Annotated in this window: 25 protein-coding genes; 19 read left to right on the top strand and 6 right to left on the bottom strand. The window is 71.6% G+C overall.

The genetic code is table 11. The features are described 5' to 3' along the window. Window positions 1–177: 177 nt before the first annotated feature. Window positions 178–1,203 (top strand): TerC family protein, encoded by a 1,026-nt coding sequence (locus LEL83_RS10455; protein WP_225558776.1) that lies wholly within the window; start codon window positions 178–180, stop codon window positions 1,201–1,203. Window positions 1,204–1,393: 190 nt separating this feature from the next. On the opposite strand, the gene lipA is transcribed toward LEL83_RS10455, so the two are convergent. Both lipA and lipB read right to left on the bottom strand, forming a co-directional pair. Further along, window positions 1,394–2,377: a lipoyl synthase gene (lipA, locus tag LEL83_RS10450; RefSeq protein WP_225558759.1), complete on the bottom strand. Its 984-nt coding sequence runs from the start codon at window positions 2,375–2,377 to the stop codon at window positions 1,394–1,396. Further along, window positions 2,374–3,039, bottom strand: coding sequence for a lipoyl(octanoyl) transferase LipB (lipB, locus tag LEL83_RS10445; protein WP_225558758.1), 666 nt, complete (start codon window positions 3,037–3,039; stop codon window positions 2,374–2,376). The genes lipA and lipB overlap by 4 nt, the downstream gene beginning before the upstream one ends. Window positions 3,040–3,133: 94 nt before the next feature. Between lipB and LEL83_RS10440 the strand changes: the two genes are divergently transcribed. From LEL83_RS10440 to LEL83_RS10430, 3 genes are all read left to right on the top strand, one after another. Next, window positions 3,134–3,487 carry a PadR family transcriptional regulator gene (locus tag LEL83_RS10440; protein ID WP_225558757.1) on the top strand — a complete coding sequence of 118 codons (354 nt, stop codon included), beginning with the start codon at window positions 3,134–3,136 and terminating at the stop codon, window positions 3,485–3,487. Between the two features lie 80 nt (window positions 3,488–3,567). Continuing rightward, complete coding sequence (locus LEL83_RS10435; RefSeq protein WP_225558756.1) at window positions 3,568–4,446, top strand: hypothetical protein; 879 nt, start codon at window positions 3,568–3,570, stop codon at window positions 4,444–4,446. A gap of 93 nt (window positions 4,447–4,539) precedes the next feature. Then, a complete protein-coding gene (locus tag LEL83_RS10430; RefSeq protein ID WP_225558755.1) occupies window positions 4,540–5,217 on the top strand; it encodes a VOC family protein in 678 nt (225 codons plus the stop codon). Between the two features lie 38 nt (window positions 5,218–5,255). Here LEL83_RS10430 and LEL83_RS10425 read toward each other — a convergent pair whose 3' ends face one another. Further along, window positions 5,256–6,050 (bottom strand): nucleotidyltransferase domain-containing protein, encoded by a 795-nt coding sequence (locus tag LEL83_RS10425; RefSeq protein WP_225558754.1) that lies wholly within the window; start codon window positions 6,048–6,050, stop codon window positions 5,256–5,258. A gap of 70 nt (window positions 6,051–6,120) precedes the next feature. Between LEL83_RS10425 and ffh the strand changes: the two genes are divergently transcribed. Beyond that, a complete protein-coding gene (gene ffh, locus LEL83_RS10420) occupies window positions 6,121–7,674 on the top strand; it encodes a signal recognition particle protein (protein WP_198656151.1) in 1,554 nt (517 codons plus the stop codon). A gap of 72 nt (window positions 7,675–7,746) precedes the next feature. Here the strand turns inward: ffh and LEL83_RS10415 are convergent, their stop codons facing one another. Next, a complete protein-coding gene (locus LEL83_RS10415; RefSeq protein ID WP_198656150.1) occupies window positions 7,747–8,886 on the bottom strand; it encodes a glutamate--cysteine ligase in 1,140 nt (379 codons plus the stop codon). Between the two features lie 88 nt (window positions 8,887–8,974). Between LEL83_RS10415 and LEL83_RS10410 the strand changes: the two genes are divergently transcribed. From LEL83_RS10410 to trmD, 5 genes are all read left to right on the top strand, one after another. Beyond that, the gene (locus LEL83_RS10410; protein ID WP_225558753.1) at window positions 8,975–11,110 is read left to right on the top strand and encodes an FAD-dependent oxidoreductase; all 2,136 of its coding nucleotides are present in this window, start codon (window positions 8,975–8,977) and stop codon (window positions 11,108–11,110) included. A 164-nt stretch (window positions 11,111–11,274) separates the two neighbouring features. Beyond that, on the top strand, window positions 11,275–11,688 hold the full coding sequence (rpsP, locus tag LEL83_RS10405; protein ID WP_198656148.1) for a 30S ribosomal protein S16: 414 nt from the start codon (window positions 11,275–11,277) through the stop codon (window positions 11,686–11,688). A 3-nt stretch (window positions 11,689–11,691) separates the two neighbouring features. Then, entirely contained in the window at window positions 11,692–11,928 is a 237-nt protein-coding gene (locus tag LEL83_RS10400; protein WP_017888258.1) for an RNA-binding protein, read from the top strand. Window positions 11,929–11,947: 19 nt separating this feature from the next. Beyond that, window positions 11,948–12,493: a ribosome maturation factor RimM gene (gene rimM, locus LEL83_RS10395; protein WP_225558752.1), complete on the top strand. Its 546-nt coding sequence runs from the start codon at window positions 11,948–11,950 to the stop codon at window positions 12,491–12,493. Between the two features lie 5 nt (window positions 12,494–12,498). Further along, window positions 12,499–13,191 (top strand): tRNA (guanosine(37)-N1)-methyltransferase TrmD, encoded by a 693-nt coding sequence (trmD, locus tag LEL83_RS10390; protein WP_198656146.1) that lies wholly within the window; start codon window positions 12,499–12,501, stop codon window positions 13,189–13,191. A gap of 158 nt (window positions 13,192–13,349) precedes the next feature. Here the strand turns inward: trmD and map are convergent, their stop codons facing one another. Continuing rightward, a complete protein-coding gene (map, locus tag LEL83_RS10385; protein ID WP_225558751.1) occupies window positions 13,350–14,141 on the bottom strand; it encodes a type I methionyl aminopeptidase in 792 nt (263 codons plus the stop codon). A gap of 168 nt (window positions 14,142–14,309) precedes the next feature. On the opposite strand from map, the gene rplS reads away from it, so the two are divergent. The 9 genes from rplS (at window position 14,310) to LEL83_RS10340 (ending at window position 21,400) form a co-directional block, all read left to right on the top strand. Next, window positions 14,310–14,666 (top strand): 50S ribosomal protein L19, encoded by a 357-nt coding sequence (gene rplS, locus LEL83_RS10380; RefSeq protein ID WP_198656144.1) that lies wholly within the window; start codon window positions 14,310–14,312, stop codon window positions 14,664–14,666. A gap of 133 nt (window positions 14,667–14,799) precedes the next feature. Further along, window positions 14,800–15,543: a signal peptidase I gene (gene lepB / locus LEL83_RS10375; RefSeq protein ID WP_225558750.1), complete on the top strand. Its 744-nt coding sequence runs from the start codon at window positions 14,800–14,802 to the stop codon at window positions 15,541–15,543. Next, entirely contained in the window at window positions 15,540–16,247 is a 708-nt protein-coding gene (gene rnhB, locus LEL83_RS10370; protein ID WP_225558749.1) for a ribonuclease HII, read from the top strand. Before lepB ends, rnhB begins: the two co-directional genes overlap by 4 nt. Window positions 16,248–16,336: 89 nt before the next feature. Continuing rightward, window positions 16,337–16,660, top strand: a complete 324-nt coding sequence (locus tag LEL83_RS10365) for a DUF2469 family protein (RefSeq protein WP_017888251.1) — start codon at window positions 16,337–16,339, stop codon at window positions 16,658–16,660. A 114-nt stretch (window positions 16,661–16,774) separates the two neighbouring features. After that, window positions 16,775–17,125 (top strand): histone-like nucleoid-structuring protein Lsr2, encoded by a 351-nt coding sequence (locus tag LEL83_RS10360; RefSeq protein WP_198656141.1) that lies wholly within the window; start codon window positions 16,775–16,777, stop codon window positions 17,123–17,125. Between the two features lie 154 nt (window positions 17,126–17,279). Further along, on the top strand, window positions 17,280–17,669 hold the full coding sequence (locus LEL83_RS10355; protein ID WP_225558748.1) for a YraN family protein: 390 nt from the start codon (window positions 17,280–17,282) through the stop codon (window positions 17,667–17,669). After that, complete coding sequence (locus tag LEL83_RS10350; RefSeq protein WP_225558747.1) at window positions 17,666–19,189, top strand: YifB family Mg chelatase-like AAA ATPase; 1,524 nt, start codon at window positions 17,666–17,668, stop codon at window positions 19,187–19,189. Before LEL83_RS10355 ends, LEL83_RS10350 begins: the two co-directional genes overlap by 4 nt. Continuing rightward, window positions 19,186–20,424: a DNA-processing protein DprA gene (gene dprA / locus LEL83_RS10345; protein WP_225558746.1), complete on the top strand. Its 1,239-nt coding sequence runs from the start codon at window positions 19,186–19,188 to the stop codon at window positions 20,422–20,424. Before LEL83_RS10350 ends, dprA begins: the two co-directional genes overlap by 4 nt. 25 nt (window positions 20,425–20,449) lie before the next feature. Next, window positions 20,450–21,400, top strand: coding sequence for a tyrosine recombinase XerC (locus tag LEL83_RS10340; protein WP_225558745.1), 951 nt, complete (start codon window positions 20,450–20,452; stop codon window positions 21,398–21,400). Between the two features lie 142 nt (window positions 21,401–21,542). Here the strand turns inward: LEL83_RS10340 and LEL83_RS10335 are convergent, their stop codons facing one another. Further along, window positions 21,543–22,181, bottom strand: a complete 639-nt coding sequence (locus LEL83_RS10335) for a murein hydrolase activator EnvC family protein (RefSeq protein WP_225558744.1) — start codon at window positions 22,179–22,181, stop codon at window positions 21,543–21,545. Window positions 22,182–22,625 lie beyond the last annotated feature (444 nt).

The following is a 22,625-nucleotide window of genomic DNA, read 5'->3' as shown; positions in this document are numbered from 1 at the left end:
GAAGGGGAGTATTCCCTCTCGGTGTCCCCGTCAGTACGGGCCGGAACGATCCGGCTCCGGGGCGCCGGTCGTGCCGTACCGGTTCCGGTGCAGCGCGACGGAAGAGACCTTCGGGCCTCGGCGTACCCGCGCGACATGCACCACGTGTCCCGTGCGACGCCCTACCTGAAGGAAACCGTGGACGTCCCACTCTTCGTCTGGCTCATCACCATCGCAGGCATCCTGGCCCTGCTGGTGTTCGACTTCTACTCGCACGTGCGCACGCCGCACGTCCCGCACATCCGTGAATCGGCGTTCTGGTCGGTGTTCTACATCGGCCTGGCGATCCTGTTCGGTGTCGGCATCCTGGTGTTCGGCGGCGGACAGGCCGGCGGTGAGTACTTCGCCGGGTGGCTGACCGAGAAGGCACTGTCGGTCGACAACCTGTTCGTCTTCCTCATCATCATGTCGAGCTTCGCGGTGCCGAAGGAGTTCCAGCAGAAGGTCCTGCTGGTCGGCGTCGCGATCGCGCTCGTCGCACGCGGTGTCTTCATCGCCCTCGGCGTGACGATCATCGAGAACTTCTCGTGGGTCTTCTACCTGTTCGGTGCGCTGCTGTTCTGGCTCGCCTGGTCGCAGGCCCGCAGCGGCAACGACCACGGCGACGAGGGCGACTCGCGGCTCATCCGCATCCTCAAGCGCATCATCCCGACGTCGGACCACTACGACGGCGACCGTCTGACCACCCGCGTCGACGGCAAGCGCCTGTTCACGCCGATGCTGCTCGTCATGGTCGCGATCGGCCTGACCGACGTGCTGTTCGCGCTCGACTCGATCCCCGCGATCTTCGGGCTGACGCAGGACGCCTTCATCGTCTTCACCGCGAACGCGTTCTCGCTGCTCGGTCTGCGCCAGCTGTACTTCCTGATCGCCGGCCTGCTCGAGCGCCTCATCTACCTGGGTCAGGGGCTGGCCGTCATCCTGGCGTTCATCGGTGTGAAGCTCGTCTTCCACGCCATGCACGTCAACGAGCTGCCCTTCATCAACGGTGGCGAGCACATCGAGTGGGCGCCGGAGATCCCGATCTGGTTCTCGCTGAGCTTCATCGCGCTGACCATCGCGGTCGCCACGGTCGCGTCGCTCGTCGTCTCGAAGAAGCGCGTGGAGCGTGGCCTCACGCCCTCGGGCCAGCCGAAGGAGTCGGTCGAGGCCGACGCGAAGTAGTCGTCCCCAGCTGACGGACGGGAGGCGCGGTGCCGGCTGGCACCGCGCCTCCCGTCCGTCTCGGTGTCGGCCGGACGCGGAGGTTCGGCCCGAGCGACAGTCCACGTGCTCCCCGGCCCGTGAGGTGTCGCCTGGCGCGAAGTGTCGGCCGCTTCGTGCGATCCGGCCGAGCGGCCGAGCGTCCGGAGCGTCAGACGGCCTGGCGGCCCGGCGCTGCGTCGAGCAGGTGGGACAGGTGCTCGGGCACCGAGCCACCGCGGGCCACCGTCGCCCGGGCCCACAGCCGGCCCGCCCGGTAGGACGACCGCACCAGCGGCCCGGCGAGCACGCCGGCGAAGCCCATCTGCTCGGCGACCTCGCGCAGCGCGACGAACTCGTCCGGCGCCACCCAGCGCGCCACGGGCAGGTGCCGCGGCGAGGGGCGGAGGTACTGCGTCAGCGTGATGATGTCGGTGCCGGCGTCGAACAGGCGTTGCAGGGCGTCCTCGATCTCGGCGCGGTCCTCGCCCATGCCGAGGATCAGGTTCGACTTCGTCACGAGCCCGGCGTCCCGGCCCTGGGTGATGACGCCGAGGGAGCGCTCGAACGTGAACGCGGGGCGGATGCGCTTGAAGATCCGCGGCACCGTCTCGACGTTGTGCGCGAAGACCTCCGGGCGGGCGTCGAACACCTGGCCGAGCTGATCCGGACGGCCGTTGAAGTCCGGCACCAGGATCTCGACGCCCGTGCCGGGGGAGTGCTCGTGGATCTGGCGGATGGTCTCGGCGTAGAGCCAGGCGCCGCCGTCGGGCAGGTCGTCGCGGGCCACGCCGGTCACGGTGGCGTACTTGAGCCCCATGGACGCGACCGAGTCGGCGACCCGTCGGGGCTCGTCGCGGTCGAGCGGCTCCGGCTTGCCGGTGTCGATCTGGCAGAAGTCGCACCGGCGGGTGCACTGCGAGCCACCGATCAGGAAGGTGGCCTCGCGGTCCTCCCAGCACTCGAAGATGTTCGGGCAGCCGGCCTCCTGGCAGACGGTGTGCAGCTGCTTGTCCCGCACCAGGGCCGACAGGTCGCGGAACTCCGGGCCCTGCGTGGCGCGGGTCTTGATCCACGCGGGCTTCGTCTCGATCGGGGTCTCGGCGTTCCGGGCCTCGACCCGGAGCATGCGGCGGCCTTCGGGGGCGAGGGTCATACGAGGGTCTCCTGTCGTGCGATCCGGTTGCCGGTGTGCATGCCGTCGAACGCCGCCTGCAGCCGGGCAGCGACGCGGTCGGCGACCTCGTCGGCGGCGACCGGGTGTCCTGCGGCCCGCGAGAGCGTGGTGACGCCCGCGTCCGCGATCCCACATGGCACGATCGTCGCGTAGGCCTCGAGGTCGTTCTCACAGTTGATCGCGATCCCGTGGCTTGTGACCCCCTCGGCGACGTGCAGCCCGATCGCGCCGACCTTCGCCGGCGGCGAGGTCGGCACCCACGCGCCGCTGCGACCGTCGATGCGCTCCGCCGTGATGCCGACCGCGTCGGCGGCGTCGATGATGACCTGCTCGAGGTCGCGCACCCAGGGGACGACGTCGAGGGGCTCGGCGAGCCGCAGGATGGGGTAGGCGACGAGCTGTCCCGGGCCGTGCCACGTGATGCGCCCGCCGCGGTCGACCTCGACCACGGGGGAGCCGTCCGTCGGCAGGTCACTCGGCCGCGTCCGACGACCTGCGGTGTACACGGACGGGTGCTCGCACAGGACGACCGCGCCAGGGGAGCGCGCGGCGACGACGTCAGCCTTCAGGCGCTGCTGCAGTGCGAGGCCCTCGTCGTAGTCGAGCAGCCCGGGCACCCGGACGATCTCGAGTTCCGGCATGGGCGCCAGCGTACGACAGTTTCTGGACTCCGTACATCAACCTGTTCTCGCGGGCGCCGTTTGCATACTCTGATTGCGTGAGTATCCTTTCCGCATGAGTACCACGGAGATGCGCGAGCCGACGATGCTCGTCCTGACCGCGCTCGTCGGCGGACGGAAGCACGGGTACGCGTTGATCGGCGGCGCATCCGAGCTGTCGGGCGGGCGGGTGCAGCTGAAGGTCGGCACGCTTTACGCGGTGCTCGACCGCTTGCTCGACCAGGGGCTCGTCCGCACGGCGGGCGAGGAGGTCGTGGACGGGCGCCTGCGCCGCTACTTCGAGCTGACCGAGGACGGCGCTCGGGCGCTCGCCGCTGAGGTGCGGCGCCTGGAGGCGAACGCCACCGTGGCACGAGCGCGACTGTCGACGTGGCGACCGGGGACGATCCAGATGGGGGGAGCGTCGTGACGACCACGAGGCTGGAGGAGGAGTACCGCGCTGCGATCCGGTGGTACCCGCCGAGGTGGCGACGAGAGCACGGTGCCGCGATGCTCGGGACACTGCTCGACGTCGCGGACGCCCACGGGCGTACCCGTCCGGCGAGGGGCGAGGTGGTCGGTCTCCGCTTGCACGGCCTCCGCGGCTGGGCGGACGCCGTGGTGCCCTCCGCGGTCCGGCGGATCGCCGCGTCGATCGGGGCGGGGTCGGCCCTCGGGTTCGCCCTCGTCTACGGCGTCTTCGTGGTGTGGGGACCCTGGGACGCGCGCCCACTGCAGACCCCCGGTGACTTGCGCACGTTCGGGCCGTTCTGGAACGCCGGGATCCTCGTCGTCGTCCCGCTCGCCCTGATGGCGCTCGCCGCGGCCGTGCGGTCGCGGTGGGGCGTACACCTCTTGGCAGTCCTCGCAGTGCTCGGTGCCGCAGCGGCCTGGCTGCTCGGGCGGACCGACGGGTCCTGGAACGGTCCGCACTCCACGACCACCGGTGTGACCCTGCTGCTGATCCTGCTCGCGAACTGCGGCGATCCGCGTCACCGCGGCGCGTTCCTCTGGGGACTCGCGGTCGTCGGGGGTGGCCTGGCGTCCTACGCGGTCCTGTTCCCGTCGAGCGGGCGCACGTTCCGTCTGACCACGGTGACCGACAGTGCGATGTGGACCGTCGTGGCCCCCGCCTGGATGCTCGCGGCCGCCGGCGCCCTGCTCGCGATCCTCGTGATCGTGCTGCTCGTGCAGCGGCGCCAGGAGTTGGCGGCCTCGCTCTCCATCGCCTGGATCCCGTGGGGCGCCGCGGGGGCGATCGCCCTCCGGTGGTTCGCGAACGAACGCACGGACGCGGTGATCATGGTCATCGGGTCCGCAACGCTCGTGCTCGTCTCGCTCACGGTCGTCGCGCTGCGCCGCACGCCTCGCCGTGCGGTCTCGCACTGACGCGTGGCAGTCCTGATGGCGGGCGGACGAAAGTTCCTGGCTCATCAACCCGGTGCTTGACCGCAACATCGGTTGAGCTGCTCCGATGGGCGCATGGAGATCCGCCAGGTACAGCTCGCCACCCGTTCCCTCGACGGCACCGCTCGCTTCTACGAACGGCTCGGCTGCCCGGTCGAGCTCGTCGACGGGGTGGTCGAGGTCGCGGTCGGGTCCACGCAACTCGTGTTCCGCGAACTCCCGGGGATGACCGGCGCGCTCCACCTGGCGATCACGATCCCGACGGGCACGTTCGACGCGGCTGCAGCGTGGGTCGCCGAGATCGCGATCGTGCTGGTCGACGCCGACGGCCGAGATCAGTTCGACGGGCCGCCGAACTGGAACTCGCGATCGGTGTACTTCGAGGGTCCGGATCAGCAGCTGCTCGAGCTGATCGAGCGCCGCGACCTCGTCGCGACCAGGTCCGCGAGCGCCGCACTCGCACCGGCACACGCCGGCGTCGTTCCGTTCCTTTCGGTCAGCGAGGTCGGCGTCCCCGTCCCGGACGTCCTCGGTGCCGTCGAGACCCTGCGCCACGCCGGGCTCGAGCCTTACGCCAACTCGCCCGGCGAGGGCTTCGCCGCGGTCGGTGACGCCGACGGTCTCGTCATCCTGGTGTCGCCGGAGCGGCGGTGGTTCCCGACGGGCGACCGACTTCCGTCGACGGCACCGGTGGTCCTCGACGTCGGGCTGACGGCCCCGATCGAGCTCGCCGAGGGGGTCGTGGTCCGCTGAGCCCTCATGCTCTGTGCCGACCGCCCCGTGGGTCCTCGTCAGCGCAGCCGGTCGAGCTCGCCGAGGAAGTACGCGTCCGCTCGGTCGTGCGCGTCGGCAGAGGAGTTCTCGGGCGGCAGGTCGTCGAAGGACCGTGCCAGGTCGAGTTCCGCGTCGACGAAACGGACGAGGACACCGGGCGGGGTGCCGGTGCCGACCTCGCGCGTCCGTGCCTTCACCGCGATGAGTTCCGCCGTGGCGTCGGCCACCGCGCGGTCGACCGTCGACTCGGCGAGCAGCGTCGGCAGGTCCATCGGCGGCGTGGCGCTCTCCGGGTGCTCCCGCAGCCAGCGGAGCGAGGCAGCGGTGCGGAGCACGTAGAAGAAGCGCTTCAGCGTGACCTCGCGCTCGTACTGCCGATCGGCGACGTGCAGGTAGTGCCGGCCGATGCGCCCGCGGTCGGCCACGCTCGCCACGAACGCCAGCAGGCGGTCGCGGAAGCCCTCGTCGCCCGAGTACACGATCGGTGACCGCAGCCACTCGCCGACCGTCGCGTTCCCGTTCACCGCCAGGCGGACCGTCTTGGCGAGGTCCCACCCGTTGACGTCGAAGACCTTGTCCAACGGCGTCTCGATGACGTCACGGCTGGGCCAGAGCGACAGGTAGTCGTCGGGCCGTCGCACGTACAGGAACCGGCAGTCGTAGTCGCTGTCGGGGGACGGGAAGCCCCAGGCGCGGCTGCCGCTCTCGATCGCCCAGGGGATCGTCACGCCGAGCTCGGTCTGCAGACGCGCGAGGCGCCCGTCGATCTCGGCGACCACCGCGGGGTCGAGCTCCTCGGGGACGGCGCGCATGCCTCGACGATACCGAGCGCTGGACGCCGGATCCGGTGATCTGCTCGTCTACCGGTAGAATCGACGGATCATGGCGCAATTCGGTTCACTCTCCGATCGGCTGACCGAGACCTTCCGCAACCTGCGGAGCAAGGGTCGGCTGACTCCGTCCGACGTCGACGGCACCGTCCGCGAGATCCGGCGGGCGCTCCTCGACGCCGACGTCGCGCTCGAGGTCGTCAAGGCGTTCACCGCCTCGGTGCGCGAACGTGCGCTCTCCGACGAGGTCAACCGCGCGCTCAACCCGGCGCAGCAGGTCGTCCAGATCGTCAACGAGGAACTCGTCGGCATCCTGGGCGGGCAGCAGCGACGCCTGGAGTTCGCGAAGAAGCCGCCGACGGTCATCATGCTCGCGGGTCTGCAGGGTGCCGGCAAGACGACCCTCGCCGGCAAGCTCGGCAAGTGGCTCAAGAAGGACGGCCACACCCCGATGCTCGTCGCGGCGGACCTGCAGCGCCCGAACGCCGTGCAGCAGCTGCAGGTCGTCGGCGAGCAGGCCGGCGTGCACGTCTTCGCACCCGAGCCCGGCAACGGCGTCGGTGACCCGGTCAAGGTCGCCAAGAACGCCATCAAGGCCGCGGTCGACCAGCAGTACGACACCGTCATCGTGGACACCGCCGGTCGTCTCGGCGTCGACGCCGAGCTGATGAAGCAGGCCGCGAACATCCGCAAGGCCGTCGACCCGGACGAGGTCCTGTTCGTCATCGACGCGATGATCGGTCAGGACGCCGTGACGACCGCGCGCGCCTTCCAGGAGGGCGTCGACTTCACCGGTGTCGTCCTGTCGAAGCTCGACGGTGACGCCCGCGGTGGTGCGGCCCTGTCGGTCGCCAGTGTCACGGGTCGCCCCATCATGTTCGCGTCGACGGGTGAGTCGCTCGACGACTTCGAGCCGTTCCACCCGGACCGCATGGCGAGCCGCATCCTCGACCTCGGCGACATCCTGTCCCTCATCGAGCAGGCGCAGTCGGCCTTCGACGAGGACGAGGCGCGCAAGGTCGCCGAGAAGATCGCGAGCGACTCGTTCACGCTCAACGACTTCCTCGAGCAGATGCAGCAGCTGCGCAAGGCGGGGTCGATCAAGGGCATGCTCGGCATGCTCCCTGGCGCGAAGGGCATGCGCGAGGCGCTCGACAACTTCGACGAGGGCGAGATCGTCCGCACCGAGGCGATCATCCAGTCGATGACCAAGCAGGAGCGCGAGCTGCCGAAGCTCCTCAACGGCTCCCGCCGACTCCGCATCGCCAAGGGCTCCGGCACGACCGTGACCGAGGTCAACGCCCTGGTGAACCGGTTCGAGCAGGCCGCCAAGATGATGAAGACCGTTGCCCGCGGTGGTGTCCCGCAGATGCCGGGCATGGGTCCGATCCCGGGCATGCACGGCGGCAAGAAGCAGCAGCAGGGCGGCGGCAAGAAGAAGTCGAAGGTCGGCAACCCCGCCAAGCGTGCCGCCCTCGCGGCCGGCGCCGCGGCTGCGCCGCAGCAGGCCCCGAAGGGGTCCGGCCTCGGCCTCGGTGGTGCCAAGGGCGCCAAGGCGCCGACCGAGGAAGAGCTCGCGAGCCTGCAGAAGTTCCTGGGTCGCTAGGCGCGACCAGCTGACGGACAGGAGGCCCGTGGCGATCCCGCCACGGGCCTCCTGTCCGTCCACGGGCCGCGTCTAGAGCGACTCGCGGAACTCCGTGACCAGGTGGCGGACGACGGCGCGCAGGTCGCCGCCGTTCTCCTGCGCGACCCGCAGCTGCCGCTGGTAGGACGCGCCGCGCTCGATCATGGTGTCGAGGTGGTGCAGCTCGTCCTGGCAGCCGAGCCGCTCGGCGATCGGGTCGAGTCGCTGCACCAGGTCGTGCACCTCGTCGGTCACGAGTCGCTCGTCGCCGGCGACGTTCGTGATGATCTCGGCCTCCATGCCGTAGCGGGCCGCGCGCCACTTGTTCTCGCGGATGAACCACGGCTGCATCGTGGGCAGGGTCTCGCCGGCGTCGAGCCGGTCCGAGCAGGCGGTGACCAGGCACTGGACGAGCGCGGTGACGGCGCCGACCTCGTGCAGGGTCGAGATGCCGTCGGAGACCCGGTTCTCCAGGGTGCCCCAGCCCGGCGACGGGCGGATGTCCCAGCGCAGGTCCTTCACGCCGTCGATGACGCCGGTGTGCGTGAGGTCGCCGACGACCTCCTCGAAGTTCGCCCACGCGCCGAGCTGCGGCGGGAGTCCGCCGGTCGGGAGCTGCTGGAACATGAGCGCACGGTTCGACGCGTAGCCGGTGTCCGTGCCGCCCCAGAACGGGCTCGACGCGGTGAACGCCTGCAGGTGCGGGACGTAGGCGAGCATCGCGTTCATGATCGGGACGGCCTTGTCGCGGTCGTCGATGCCGACGTGCACGTGGACACCCCAGATGAGCATCTGGCGCCCCCACCACCGGGTGCGGTCGATGAGGGTCGTGTAGTGCTCGCTGTCCGCGGTGATCTCCTGCTGGTCCCAGAGGGCGAACGGGTGCGTGCCGGAGCACATCACCTGGGCGTCGAGCGGCTCGGCGGCGTCGATGACCTCGCCGATGATGCCGGACAGCTCGCTCGTCGCCGCACCGACGCGTTCGTGCACGCTCGACACGACCTCGACGGTGTTGGTGAGCAGTTCCTCGGTGACCCGGTCGTGGTCGCCGAGCCGCTCGTGCACGGCGGCGATGACGGCGGGGGCGCGGGGCGTGAGGTCGCCGGTCGAGCGGTCGACCAGCGGGAGTTCCCACTCGACGCCGATGGTCGACGGGCGGGACTCGGTGAAGCGGATGTCCATGCCGTCCATCCTGCCCGGCGGGTCCCCGGAACGCCCGGCAGCGGTGTCCGGTCCGTCCGTCGGGCGGTTCGCGGACGGAGACCGCAGAATGGAGCACATGAGCAGCGTCGCTTCCGCCCCCACCGTTCCGACCGCCCTCCGGACGGTCGCCTCCCCTTGGACCCTCGGGCCCCTGCGCCTGGGCAACCGGGTGGTCATGGGGTCGATGCACACCGGGCTCGAGGTGCAGGACGACGGCGGCGCGGGCATGGCGGCGTTCTACCGCGAACGTGCGGCGGGCGGCGTGTCGTGCATCATCACGGGCGGCATCGCGGTGAACGACGAGGCTCGCGGGGGTCCCGACTTCGCCGTGTTCGGGGTCGGGGGAGCGGACGAGCGGTTCCGCGTGGCGGTCGACGCCGTGCACGACGAGGGCGGGACGATCCTCGCGCAGCTGTTCCACGCCGGCCGGTACGCGCTGGCGTCGGGGATGGTCGACCGCGACGGCGCACCCCAGCGGGTGGTCGCACCGTCGGCCCTGCCGTGGGCCGCGGCCCGTGGGGTCGTGCCGACGGAGCTGACGTCGGCCGAGGTCGAGCGCACCATCGAGGACTTCGCGGCCGCGGCGCGCAGCGCCCGTGCGGTCGGGTTCGACGGTGTCGAGATCATGGGGTCCGAGGGGTACCTCATCAACCAGTTCCAGTCGCCGCTGACGAACCTGCGCGACGACGAGTGGGGCGGTGACGCCGTCCGTCGTCGGCGCTTCGCGGTCGAGGTCGTCCGGGCCGTGCGCGCCGCGGTGCCCGACCTGGCCGTGACGATCCGGTTGTCCGGCGCCGACCTGATGCCCGGTTCATCGACGGACGACGAGGTCGACGCGCTCGTGCACGACCTGCTGCCGCTCGGACTCGACGGGATCTCGGTCGGCATCGGCTGGCACGAGTCCCGCACCCCCACCGTGCAGGCCGCGGTACCGCACGGCGCCTGGCTCGCGTACGCGGCGCGGATCGCCGAGGTGGTGCGTGCCTCGCCGTACCCGGACGTCCGCGTGATCGCGTCGAACCGGATGACCGACCTGCGCGACGGCGAGGCCGTGCTCGCCGACGGGCTGATCGACGCCGTCGCCCTCGCCCGGCCGTTCCTCGCCGACCCCGCGCTGGTCGAACGGTCCCTGGCCGGTCGGTTCGCCCTGGTCAACACCTGCATCGGCTGCAACCAGGCGTGCCTCGACCGCTCGATCGTCGGCGCACCGGTGTCCTGTCTGGTGAACCCCCGCGCCGCCCGCGAGGTCGCGTTCCCATCCCGTCCGACCACCGAACCGAAGCGTGTCGACGTCGTCGGCGGTGGGCCGGCCGGTCTCGCCGCCGCGGTGGACGCCGCCCGTCGCGGGCACCGGGTCACGCTGTGGGAGGCGGACGAGCAGCTCGGCGGGCAGTTCGGCCTCGCCGCGATGGTGCCCGGCAAGGAGGACTACGCCGCCACGGTCCGGTCCGCCCGGGCCGAGCTCGACGAACGCGGGGCGACGATCCACCTCGGCCGGCGTGCCACCGCCACGGACCTGGCCGGCAGCGACGCCGTCGTGCTCGCCCACGGGGTGGTGCCGCGCGCGATCGACGTCCCGGGCGCCGAACTGCCGCACGTCGTGAGCTACGAGCAGGCGCTCCGCGACGGCGTGCCCGAGGGGACCGTGGCGGTCATCGGCGGCGGCGGGATCGGCGTCGACACCGCGGCGTTCCTGACCGAGTCGCCCGACGAGGCCGTCCGCGCCGCCGAGTTCGCCGTCCGCTGGGACCTCGACGTGTCGGACGAGCTCGTCGGCGACGTCCCGCAGCGGCTGCCCGCCGCGCCGCGCACCACCCGCCCGGGATCCCAGGTGACGGTGCTCCGGCGGACGGGCAAGTTCGGCCAGGGCATCGGCATCACCTCGCGCTGGGTCGCCGTCGGTCGGCTGCGTGACGCCGGGGTCCGGATGGTCGGCGGCGTACAGGAGTACCTGCGCATCGAACCCGGTGTGCTCTGGATCCGCGACGAGCACGGGGACGAGGTCGGCGTGCCGGCGGACACCGTGGTGGTCTGCGCCGGGCAGGAGCGGGCGAGCGACAGCGGCGGCGACGTGTCCGACGGACTCGCCACGGGCCTCCAGGCCGCCGGCGTGCCGTTCGCCGTCGTGGGCGGAGCGCGGGACGCGCGGAGCGTGGACGCGGTCCGCGCGACGTCCGAGGCCCTCGAAGCCGTCCGGCGACTCGCGCCGTAGCGCGTCGGCTCGCATCGGGGCCGGGAATCTGTAAGAATGAACGGTCGAATCGCCGCAGCTCGACCCTCTATCCAGCTGTGAGCGATCTCTCTCGAGCTTTCACCGTGTGTGCCCCCACGCCCGCGGTTCCAGTTCAACCACAACGAAAGCAAACAGGAGCAATTGTGGCTGTCAAGATCCGTCTGAAGCGTCTCGGTAAGATCCGTGCGCCCTACTACCGCATCGTCGTCGCCGACTCGCGCACCAAGCGCGATGGTCGTGTCCTCGAGGAGATCGGTCAGTACCACCCGACCGAGGAGCCCTCGGTCATCAAGATCGAGTCCGAGCGTGCGCTCTACTGGCTCGGCGTCGGCGCGCAGCCGACCGAGCAGGTCGCGGCCCTCCTCAAGCTGACCGGCGACTGGGCCAAGTTCAAGGGCGAGAAGGACACCGAGTCCAAGGTCAAGGTCGCCGAGCCGAAGCAGCCGTTCCAGGCCGACTCGTCGAAGAAGGCCGTCCTCAAGCCGAAGTCGGAGAAGACGGCTCCCGCCGCCAAGGCCGACGACGCCGAGACCGCCGACGAGACGACCGAGGCGTAGTCCTTGCTCGAATCCGCGCTGACGCACCTCGTCAAGGGGATCGTCGATCACCCTGACGACGTGCGCGTCGCCAGTAGCACCTCCCCACGCGGCGAGGTCCTCGAGGTGCGTGTGCACCCCGAGGACCTCGGCCGCGTGATCGGTCGCGCCGGGCGTACCGCCAAGGCGCTCCGCACCCTCGTCACGGCCCTGGCCGACGGCAAGCGGGTGCGGGTCGACGTGGTGGACACCGATTCCTAGGGAGACGACCCAGCTCCGGGTGGGTCGCATCACGAAGGCGCACGGGCTCAAGGGCGGCATCAAGCTCGAGCTCTACACCGACGACCCGGATCGTCGGTTCACCCCGGGCGCCACCTTCACGCTCCAGGTCCCCGACGACTCACCGTGGTCGGGCAAGACCCTCGAGCTGGACGAGCTCCGCTGGTACAACGGTCACCCCGTCGCGTTCTTCGCCGGGATCGACGACCGCACCGCGGCTGAGTCCCTGGCCCGGGTCATCCTCTGGGTCGAACAGGACACCGACGCCGAGACCGGCGAGGACGACGCCTGGTACGACCACCAGCTCGTCGGGTTGACGGTCCTGCGCGACGGCGTCGAGGTCGGCACCGTCGCACGCGTGGACCACATGCCCGCGCAGGACCTGCTCGCGATCGACACGCCGTCCCGCGGCGAGGTCCTCGTGCCGTTCGTCTCGGCCATCGTGCCCGCGGTCGACATCGCTGCCGGCACCGTCACGGTCACGCCGCCGCAGGGGCTGTTCGAGGACCCCGAGGACACGTCCCGCCCCGAGACGGTCACGGACTAGCTGCCGTGCGGATCGACATCGTCACGATCTTCCCGGAGTTCTTCTCCGTGCTCGACGTGTCCCTGCTCGGCAAGGCCCGCTCCGGCGGCCTGCTCGACCTGCACGTGCACGACCTGCGCGCCTGGACCACGGACCGGCACCGCACCGTCGACGACACCCCGTACGGCGGTGGCGCCGGCATGGTGATGAAGCCGGAGCCGTGGGCACAGGCGCTCGAGGCGCTGTTCCGCCCCGACGGTTCGTCGACCCTGGTGGTCCCGACGCCCGCCGGCACGCCCTTCACGCAGTCGATCGCGCGCTCGCTCGCGTCGACGTCGGAGCACCTCGTCTTCGCCTGCGGGCGGTACGAGGGCATCGACGCCCGGGTGTTCGAGTGGGCGGCGTCGCGCGCGACCGTCGTCGAGCTCTCGCTGGGCGACTACGTGCTGAACGGCGGCGAGGTCGCGGCGATGGCCATGATCGAGGCCGTCGGTCGACTCGTGCCCGGCGTCGTCGGCAACCCCGAGTCGCTGGTCGAGGAGTCCCACGAGGACGGGCTGCTCGAGTACCCCTCGTACACCAAGCCCGCGTCGTGGCGCGGCCTCGACGTCCCCGACGTCCTGCTCAGCGGGCACCACGCCCGCGTCGGTGCCTGGCGGCACGAGCAGCAGGTGGAGCGGACGCGGCGCGTCCGCCCGGACCTGCTGCCCGACGAGTAGGGCGCGTTGGCCGCTCGCGCTCGCGCCCGCTGGAAGACTTTCGCGCTGAGCGACACTCCTCGCGGTGCGTTCTGCGTGAACTGTCGCTGAGCACGAAACGTGGCTCCGCCGTGTCGGCCTGGAGGCACGGGGCGGGCCCGCGCCGTGCCTCCCGTCCGTCAGGCGGTCGGTTCGGCGCGCTGGGCGCGACGCAGGGTCAGGACCTCGGGGCCGGCCTCGGTGACCGCGACGGTGTGCTCGACGTGCGCGGCACGCGAGCCGTCGACGCTGCGCAGCGTCCAGCCGTCGTCGTCCTGGTACAGCTCGTCGGTCGACTGCATGAGCCAGGGTTCGATCGCGACGACCAGCCCGGGGCGGAGCTTCAGCCCGCGCCCCGGACGGCCGTCGTTCGGCACGTGCGGGTCGCCGTGCATCGTGCGACCGACGCCGTGGCCGCCGAACTGCAGGTTGACGTCGTAGCCGGCCTGGCGTGCGACGTGCCCGATCGCGTGCGACACGTCGCCGAGCTTGTTGCCCGGCGCCGCCTGGGCGATGCCGGCGGCCAGTGCACGCTCGACCGTCGCGATGAGGGCCTGGTCCTCGTCCCGGGGCGTCCCGACCTGCACGCTGACGGCGGAGTCGGCGACCCATCCGTCGACGCTCGCGGCGAAGTCGAGGCTCACCAGGTCGCCGTCCTGCAGGGTGTAGTCGTGCGGAAGACCGTGCAGAGCGGCGTCGTTGACCGAGGTGCAGAGGTTCTTGCCGAAGGGGGACTTGCCGAACGACGGGTGGTAGTCGACGTAGCAGCTCTCCGCGCCGCGCTCGGCGATCATCCGGGCCGCCACGCGGTCCAGGTCGAGCAGGTTGACGCCGACGTCGACCGTCTCGAGCAGTGCGTCGAGGACGTCGGCCACGAACCGGCCGGCGACACGCAGCCCGTCCAGCTCAGCAGGGGTGCGGAGTTCGATCATGGGTCCATCCTCGTCGTTTTGTCCCGCGCGCTCTCTGTGGCAGTATGGATCGCTGTGCCCTGGCTGGACTCTGCCACGGGGGAGTCGCCGACACCGGGCACGCACCACCACCTTCCGAACCTTCGATCCGCGGCGACCCGTGTGCGTCCGCAGAGAGTGAAACCCACCATGAGCCAGCTCCTCGACAACGTCGACGCAGCATCGCTGCGGACCGACGTCCCGGACTTCCGCCCCGGCGACACCATCAAGGTGCACGTCAACATCGTCGAAGGCACGCGCTCGCGTATCCAGGTCTTCCAGGGTGTCGTCATCGGCCGTCAGGGCCACGGCATCGGCGAGACCTTCAAGGTCCGCAAGGTGAGCTTCCAGGTCGGCGTCGAGCGCTGGTTCCCGGTGCACTCGCCGATCATCGACCACATCGAGATCGTCACCAAGGGTGACGTCCGCCGTGCGAAGCTCTACTACCTGCGCGAGCTGCGCGGCAAGGCCGCCCGCCGCAAGATCAAGGAGAAGCGCGACGCCTGATCGCCTTCACAGTGAGCGTCCGCGAGCCGGACGCCGCTACGGGCCCCTCGTCCATGTACGGTTGTGCATCGACGGGGGGCTTTCCCTTTGTGTTCGTTCCATCTGGCCGGACACGGTGTGAACGAGAGCGGAAATGACGGACACGACAGAGGAACCCGTGCGCAGGCCCCGAGTCGAGAAGCAACGGAACGGCGTCCTCACATTCCTCCGCGACCTCGTCATCATCTTCCTCGCGGCACTGCTCGTGTCGTTCCTGGTGAAGACCTTCCTGATCCGCTCGTTCTACATCCCGTCGGCGTCGATGGAGAACACGCTGCAGATCAACGACCGGGTGATCGTCAACGAGCTCGTCCCGGACGTCGTGTCGCTCAAGCGCGGCGACGTCGTCGTGTTCAAGGACCCGGGCGGGTGGCTCACGGGCTCCGGGGTGCCGAGCGTCACCCCGGACACGCAGCCGGCCAAGGCGATCGACTGGCTCCTCACCCAGGTCGGTCTCGGCACCGGTGACAGTGACGACCACCTGATCAAGCGGGTCATCGGGCTGCCGGGTGACGAGGTGTCGTGCTGCAACGACCTCGGCCAGATGTCGGTGAACGGCGTGCCCATCAAGGAGCCGTACCTCAAGCTGCCGCCCGGTGCGCCGGCCTCTGCCACCGACTTCTCCGTCACCGTGCCGAAGGGCACCATCTGGGTGATGGGCGACAACCGCAACGACTCGAAGGACTCCCGCTACAACGGGGACACCCCGTCGAAGGGCTTCGTGCCGCTGTCCGACGTGACCGGCCGCGCGTTCGTCATCTCGTGGCCCTCCAGCCGTTGGACGTGGCTCGACGACCACCCCGAGGTGTTCGCCGGTGTGGAGGAGCGGGACGAGTGACCGCCGTCCGCCCGTCCCTGCGGGTCGAGAAGCGTCTGCTCGCCGAGGGGCGCGTCACGGTCATCGGGATGGACGAGGTCGGTCGCGGCGCGATCGCCGGGCCCGTCGGGGTCGGGGTCGCCGCGGTGACGCTCGACATCGGCCGCGTGCCGCAGGGCCTCGCCGACTCCAAGCTGCTCTCCGAGACGCGGCGTACCGACCTTGTGCCCGTCGTGCGGCGCTGGGCGCGCACGGCGGTGGGCATGGCCCCGGCCGAGTACGTCGACCAGCAGGGCATCGTGCCGGCGCTCGGCGCTGCCGGTGCCCAGGCGCTCGGGGCCCTGGTCGATCAGGGGGTGTCGCTCGACGGCGCCGTGGTGGTGCTGGACGGGTCGTTCGACTGGTTGAGCCGAGCAGTGCCCGCGTCGCTCCGACCCGTGGCGGATCCGCTCGAGGTGGTCGTGCGGGTGAAGGCCGACCGTGACTGCGCGTCCGTCGCTGCTGCGTCGGTGGTGGCGAAGGTCGCCCGGGACGCGGTGATGATCGCCGCCCACGACGAGGTGCCGCACTACGGCTGGGCGTCGAACAAGGGGTACGGGTCCACCGCGCACTACGACGCCATCCGGGCCGTCGGGGCGCACGCGCTGCACCGGAAGTCGTGGTTGCACCAGGCGTCGAGCGTGGCGTTGGACGGGTTCGAGGAACTCGACGCCGTCGCGGGCTGAGGCGGGCGGCGGTGTCGTCCGTCCGGCTGTTCGGGACGGATCGGGGGTGTCGTCCGTTCGGCTGTCCGTCGCCGTAGACTGTGGGCGCGATGGATGAGGACGAATTCGACGACTACGACCGCGAGGTCGAGCTGGCCCTGTACCGCGAGTACCGCGACGTGGTTTCGCAGTTCCGCTACGTGGTCGAGACGGAACGACGTTTCTACCTGGCGAACGAGGTCGAACTCGTGCGCCGGGACACGGAACACGACTTCTACTTCGAACTGACGATGAACGACGTCTGGGTGTGGGACGTCTACCGTTCCGACCGGTTCGTGAAGGGCGTGCGCGTCCTGACGTTCAAGGACGTGAACGTCGAAGAACTCACGACGCGGGAACTCGAACTGCCGAAGGAACTCGCACTCGACGAGTGATCGTCAATTCTTTTCCTGCCGCTTTGTCGGGGGAATCGCCGGTGCGTGGAACCGGTCTGCAATTGACCGCGCTATTCTGGTGGGGATTTCCCGCCCCACGAACAGGAGCACTCCATGGCACAGAAGGTCACCGTCCAGCTCGTCGACGATCTCGATGATTCCCCCATCACCAGCGGTGAAGGCCGGACCGTCGAATTCGCATTCGACGGCTCGTCGTACGAGATCGACCTGTCGAACGACAACGTCGACAAGTTCCGCGAGGCGCTCTCCGACTACATCGCCGCGGCCCGCAAGGTCTCTGGCCGTCGGACCGGTGGCGGTTCCGCTCCGAAGTCCGCCCCCAAGCGTGGGAACTCCGAGGAGCTCGGGAAGATCCGCGAATGGGCCAAGGAGAACGGCTACGAGGTCTCGTCGCGTGGACGCATCTCGACGCAGGTGCAGGAAGCGTACGCAGCAGCACACTGAGTCGCAGTGACCAGGAAGGACCCGGGTGATTCCGATCGCCCGGGTCCTTCGTCATTCCTGCACAGCGCCGAGCCGGAACGATGGTTTCCACAGATCCCGGCACGGCGCACCGAGTCGCTCACTCGGACGGGATCGTTGCCGTGGAGGCAACGACATGGAACGACAATCGCACGGCTCGACCGGAGGATCACTGCGGAACGGGCGACTCGGACGGTTCGGCGAGGAACGGGCGGTCGCCTGGTTGGAAGCACGGGGATTCCGTGTGCTCGAACGGAATTGGCGATGTGCACGGGGGGAGATCGACATCATCGCCTGGGATTCCTGCACGCTCGCGTTCATCGAGGTGAAGACACGCTCCGGCACGTCGACGGGGCACCCGTTCGAGGCGATCACCGCGACGAAACTGGCCCGCATGCGGCGGCTCGTGCCCGAGTGGTTCGACGCGCACCCCCGGGTCTCTGCTCGATCGGTGCGGATCGACGCCGTGGCGGTGCACGTCGACGGCGATCGCACCGTCGTCGAGCACCTGCCGGGTGTGCTGTGACGGACATCGGCCGGGCGGCGGCCGTCGCGCTGCTCGGTGTCACCGGCAGGCGCATCGAGGTCGAGGCGCACCTGACCAGCCAGCTCCCCGCCTTCACCATCATCGGGCTGCCGGACACCTCGCTGGGCGAGGCACGTGAGCGGGTCCGTGCCGCCGCCGCCAACGCCGGGTGCCCGCTGCCCGCCCGCCGGATCACCGTCAACCTCACGCCGGCAGCCATCCCGAAGCGGGGGTCCGGCTTCGACCTGGCGATCGCGATGGCGGTGCTGGCCGGTGCCGGTCTCGCGCCGCAGGCATCCGAGCGGATCGTCTACATCGGCGAGCTCGGGCTCGACGGACGCGTCCGGCCCGTCCCCGGGGTGATCCCGATGCTGCTCGCCGCCCGTGACGCCGGCGCAGACCGCGTCGTCCTGCCGGTGGGCAACCTCGAGGAGGCCCGGGTGGTGTCCGGCGTGCCGGTCCGGGGTGTGGACTCGTTGCGCGCTGCAGCGATCGACGCCGGGGCGCTCCTGCCGCCGGTCGAGGTGGACCCCGTGCTCCCGGCCCCGGTGCCCCTGGTCCCACGCCCCGTCGCCGAGTTGTCGGACGTGATCGGCAACCCGATCGGCGTGCGCGCGATCGTCGCCGCGGCGGCGGGCGGGCACCACGCGCTGCTGCTCGGCCCGCCGGGAGCAGGCAAGACGATGCTCGCCGAACGGTTGCCCGGGCTGCTACCCGACCTCGACGACGCGACCGCGCTCGAGGTCGCGGCGGTCCGGTCGGTCGCGGGTCTCGGACCGGCCTCGTGGAGCTCGAAGCCCCCGTGGGAGGCACCGCACCACTCCGCGTCCGCCGTCGCGTTGATCGGCGGCGGCTCCGGGGTGCTCCGCCCGGGAGCCGTGTCGCGTGCCACCGGGGGCGTCCTGTTCCTCGACGAGGCGCCGGAGTTCCCGCGGGCCGTGCTCGACGCGCTCCGGCAACCGCTCGAGTCCGGTCGCATCACGATCCACCGGGCGGCCGGTGCCGCCGAGTTCCCCGCACGCTGCCAGGTCGTGCTCGCGGCGAACCCCTGCCCGTGCGGCAACGCCGGTGGCGCCCACGGGCAGCCGTGCGAGTGCTCCGCGAGCACCGTCCGCCGCTACCTCGGTCGGATGTCCGGCCCGCTGCTCGACCGGATGGACATCCGGGTGCTCGTGCCCCGCGTGACGACCGGGCGGATGCGCGGGGCAGACGACAGCACCCCGACGACGGCGGACGCGCGAGCGGCGGTCGCGGCGGCCCGGGCGCGCATGGCCGAGCGGCTGCGGGGGACCGGCTGGTCGCGCAACGCGGAGGTCACCGGGACGTGGCTGCGCGCCGAGGGACGCATCGAACCGGGGTCGACCGCGGACCTCGATCACGCCCTCGACCTCGGCACGCTCACCATGCGTGGCTGGGACCGGGTGATGCGTCTGGCGTGGACGCTGGCCGACCTCGACGCGGCCGACCGTCCCACGGGTGCCCACGTGCGTGGTGCCCTGGCGCTGCGGAGCGCGCTGTGACCCCGGTGGGCACGGAGCTCCTCGACGCCGTGGTGCGGCTGCTCGGTCGGAGCGGTGGCGCGGTGGACCCGGCGCAGGCCGCCGCGAGGGTCGCGTGGTCGGCCGTCGTCGAGCCGGGGGACTCCGTCGCGGGCGAGCTCCTCAGCGGACTCGGCCCGGAGCGCGCGCTCGGCGCCGTGCTGCTCGCGGCGGACGACGGGTTCGACACGCTCCTGGGGCGATGTGTCGAGGCAGAGGTGGCGGGCGCCGAGGACCCCGCGGCGCTGCTCCACGGGCTCAAGGCCGCGGTGGAACGGTGGACGCCTCGGCTGTCCACGATCGACGTGGGGGACGTCCTCGCCGCGGCCGGCGCGGTCGGTGCCGGTCTGCTGGTCCCCGAGAGCGACGAGTGGCCCTCGGCGATGGACGACCTCGGGCCGCACGCCCCGGTGGTCCTCTGGACGCGCAGTGCGGCAGCGCAGCTCGGTGGCGGTGCTCCGGCACTCGGCGTCGTGGGATCGCGAGCGAACACGGTCGCCGGGGCCGACGCCGCGGCGGAGATCACGTCGACCGCAGCCGACGCCGGGTGCACCATCGTCAGCGGGGGCGCGTACGGCATCGACGCAGTGGCGCACCGGGTCGCCATCGCCGCCGGGACGCCCACGGTGGCGGTCCTGGCCGGGGGCATCGACCAGCTCTACCCGGCGGGGAACGCGCAGCTGCTCCACAACGTGGCGCGGCAGGGTGCGCTGCTCGCCGAGTCGGCACCGGGGACGCGACCGACGCGGTGGCGCTTCCTCGCCCGCAACCGGCTGATCGCCGCGCTGGCCGACGTGACGGTCGTGGTCGAGGCCGGTGCACGATCCGGTGCGCTCAACACCGCCCACCACGCCGCGCAGCTCGGCCGTCCGGTCTTCGCCGTACCGGGAGCGTTCGCGTCCTCGGCCTCGGTCGGGTGCCATCGCCTCATCGCGCAGGGGCGGGCGCAGATCGTCGTCCACCCCGCGGACCCGGTCGCGGCCGCGCGCCCCGACGTCACGGACGGACGGGCGGGAGCGGCGGACGCTCCGCTGCTGTCCGGCCGGGAGGACCCCGAGGTGCTGCGCGTGCTCGACGCTCTCGGCAGGCGGGCGCTGCCCGAGAGCGAGATCGCCCGGCGCTCCGGGATGTCCGTCGCCGACGTGACCGACGCGCTCGCCCTGGCGCAGTTGCAGGGGCTCGTCGTGGTGGGCAACGGCGGGTGGGCGCGGGCATGAGGGTCGGCGGCCGTACGCTGAAGTCGTGGCGGACCAGGCGGACCAGGCATCGCGGACCGACCGACGGCTCGTGGCCTCGGTGGACGCGTTCCTCACACATGCCCGGAGTCCTCGCGGACTCAGCGAGCAGACCGTGCGTGCGTACGCCAACGACCTCGACCAGTTCGTGGAGTTCGCCGCCCGTCACGGTGTCGAGCACGTCGGCGACGTCGGCCTCGAACTCCTGCGCGACTGGCTCTGGGAGGCCGACCAGCGCGGCCTCGCCCGCTCGACGATCGCTCGGCGGTCCGCGTCGGTGCGGGCCTTCACCCGGTGGGCGAGCGAGACCGGGGTGACGCCGACCGACGCGGGGGTCCGCCTGCGGGCACCGAAGGGTGGCGCACACCTGCCCCGGGTGGTCTCCGCCGACCAGGTCCGCGCAATGCTGGACGGGCTCGGTGCCCGCGCAGCCACGGACGACCCCTCGGCGCTCCGGGACCTGGCACTCGTCGAACTCCTGTACGCGGCGGCGATCCGCGTCAGTGAGCTCGTCGGGATCGACGTCACCGACCTCGACCGCGGGCGCTTGACCGTGCGGGTGCTCGGCAAGGGCGGCAAGGAGCGGGTCGTGCCGTTCGGGGTGCCGGCACGCGACGCGCTCGAGGCGTGGCTCGAACGCGGACGCCCCGCGCTCGCCGCCCGGGCAGAGGGGGCGGCCTGCACGGCGTTGTTCCTCGGCGACCGGGGTGCGCGGCTCGGCGTGCGCAGTGCATACCGGGTCGTCGCTCGCCTGCTCGGCGACCTGCCCGGAGAGGGACCGAGCGGCCCGCACACCTTCCGACACACCGCGGCCACCCACCTGCTCGACGGGGGAGCCGACCTGCGTGCGGTGCAGGAGCTCCTCGGACACGCGAGCCTCGGCACGACGCAGATCTACACGCACGTGTCCTCGGCGCGCCTGCGCGAGGTCTACCGCACGGCTCACCCGCGCGCCTGACCGCGAGCGGCCTCGGCGTGACCGGCTCCCCGACTGCCGACTCCGCGAGTGGCCCCGGCGGGACCGGACTCCGAGCGGCCGCCTCCCGTGCGGCCTCGGTGACCGGCCTCCCCGGCTGTCGACCCGCACTGCAGATCCCGGGTCAGCCGGGCCACGCCGACTCGGGCAGCAGTACCGGCCACTCCGCCGGGGGCAGGTACGGCATCGGATCGACGTAGCGACCGTCGACCCGGGCGCCGAGGTGCAGGCAGGGCGCGGCCGCAGGACAGTGCCCGACCGCGACGCGTCCGACGGCGTCGCCCTGCCGGACCTCGTCACCGGCGGACACCAGCGGCTCCGCCGAGTCCAGGGTGCTGACCAGCCCGCCGCCGTGGTCGATCGTGACGACGCTCCGACCACCCACGGCGCCGGCGAACGCAACCGTGCCGTCCGCCACCGCGACCGCCGTGGCTCCGAGGGAAGCGGGGACGTCGAGCCCGCGGTGCCCTGCCGAGTAGTCGGAGGACGGGGCCTCCCACGCGCGCTCGACCACCCGCGACCCGGTCGGCCAGACCCACCGGGCCTCGGCACGGTCCGGCCGCGCTGGCACCGACGCCGACCCCGACCCCGAGCCAGCCGCCGCTGACCCCGACCCGGCCGCCCACACCGACACCAACCTCGAAGCCGACGCCGACGCCGACGCCGACGCCGGCGCCGAGCCCGCCACGGGTGCCGACCCGAGTACGGCCATGACCACCGTCAGCAGCAGGACCACGGGTCCTGGGCAGGGAGTCGATCGCATGCCCCCAGCCTTTGCTCCGGAGCGAGGCCACGGGGCGGGGGAAGGGCGGCCTGTGGAGGGGGAGCCGCGCCTCCAGGCTGGGGAGGAACGGCGCGCGACCGCCGCGACGGAACCGGTGTCGCACGACGTCGACGCTGTCGCACCGGGGCGCACGCCCGCGCCCACGACCGCGCGCACGCCCGCGCACGCCCGCGCCCGAGCCCCGCCCGCGCCCCGCCGCGACGGAACCGGTGTCGCACGACACCGACACCGTCGTTCCGCGTCGGCCACGAGCGTCGCACACGAGCGACGCCACCCGCGCACCGTGTCCACCCGAGCGGACCCCGGTTATGACCACCCGCCCGTCGAGGAGTACAGTCGGGGCCGCTCCGGACCCCGCAACGCCGCTCGGACGGCGAACCAGCCGACCGCCGGGGCACCGTGCTGCACGACTGCACGGCGGCA

Origin of the sequence: Curtobacterium oceanosedimentum (genome assembly GCF_020297365.1) — a bacterium.
GTDB lineage: Bacteria > Actinomycetota > Actinomycetes > Actinomycetales > Microbacteriaceae > Curtobacterium.
This window is presented reverse-complemented; position numbering and strand designations above follow the sequence as displayed.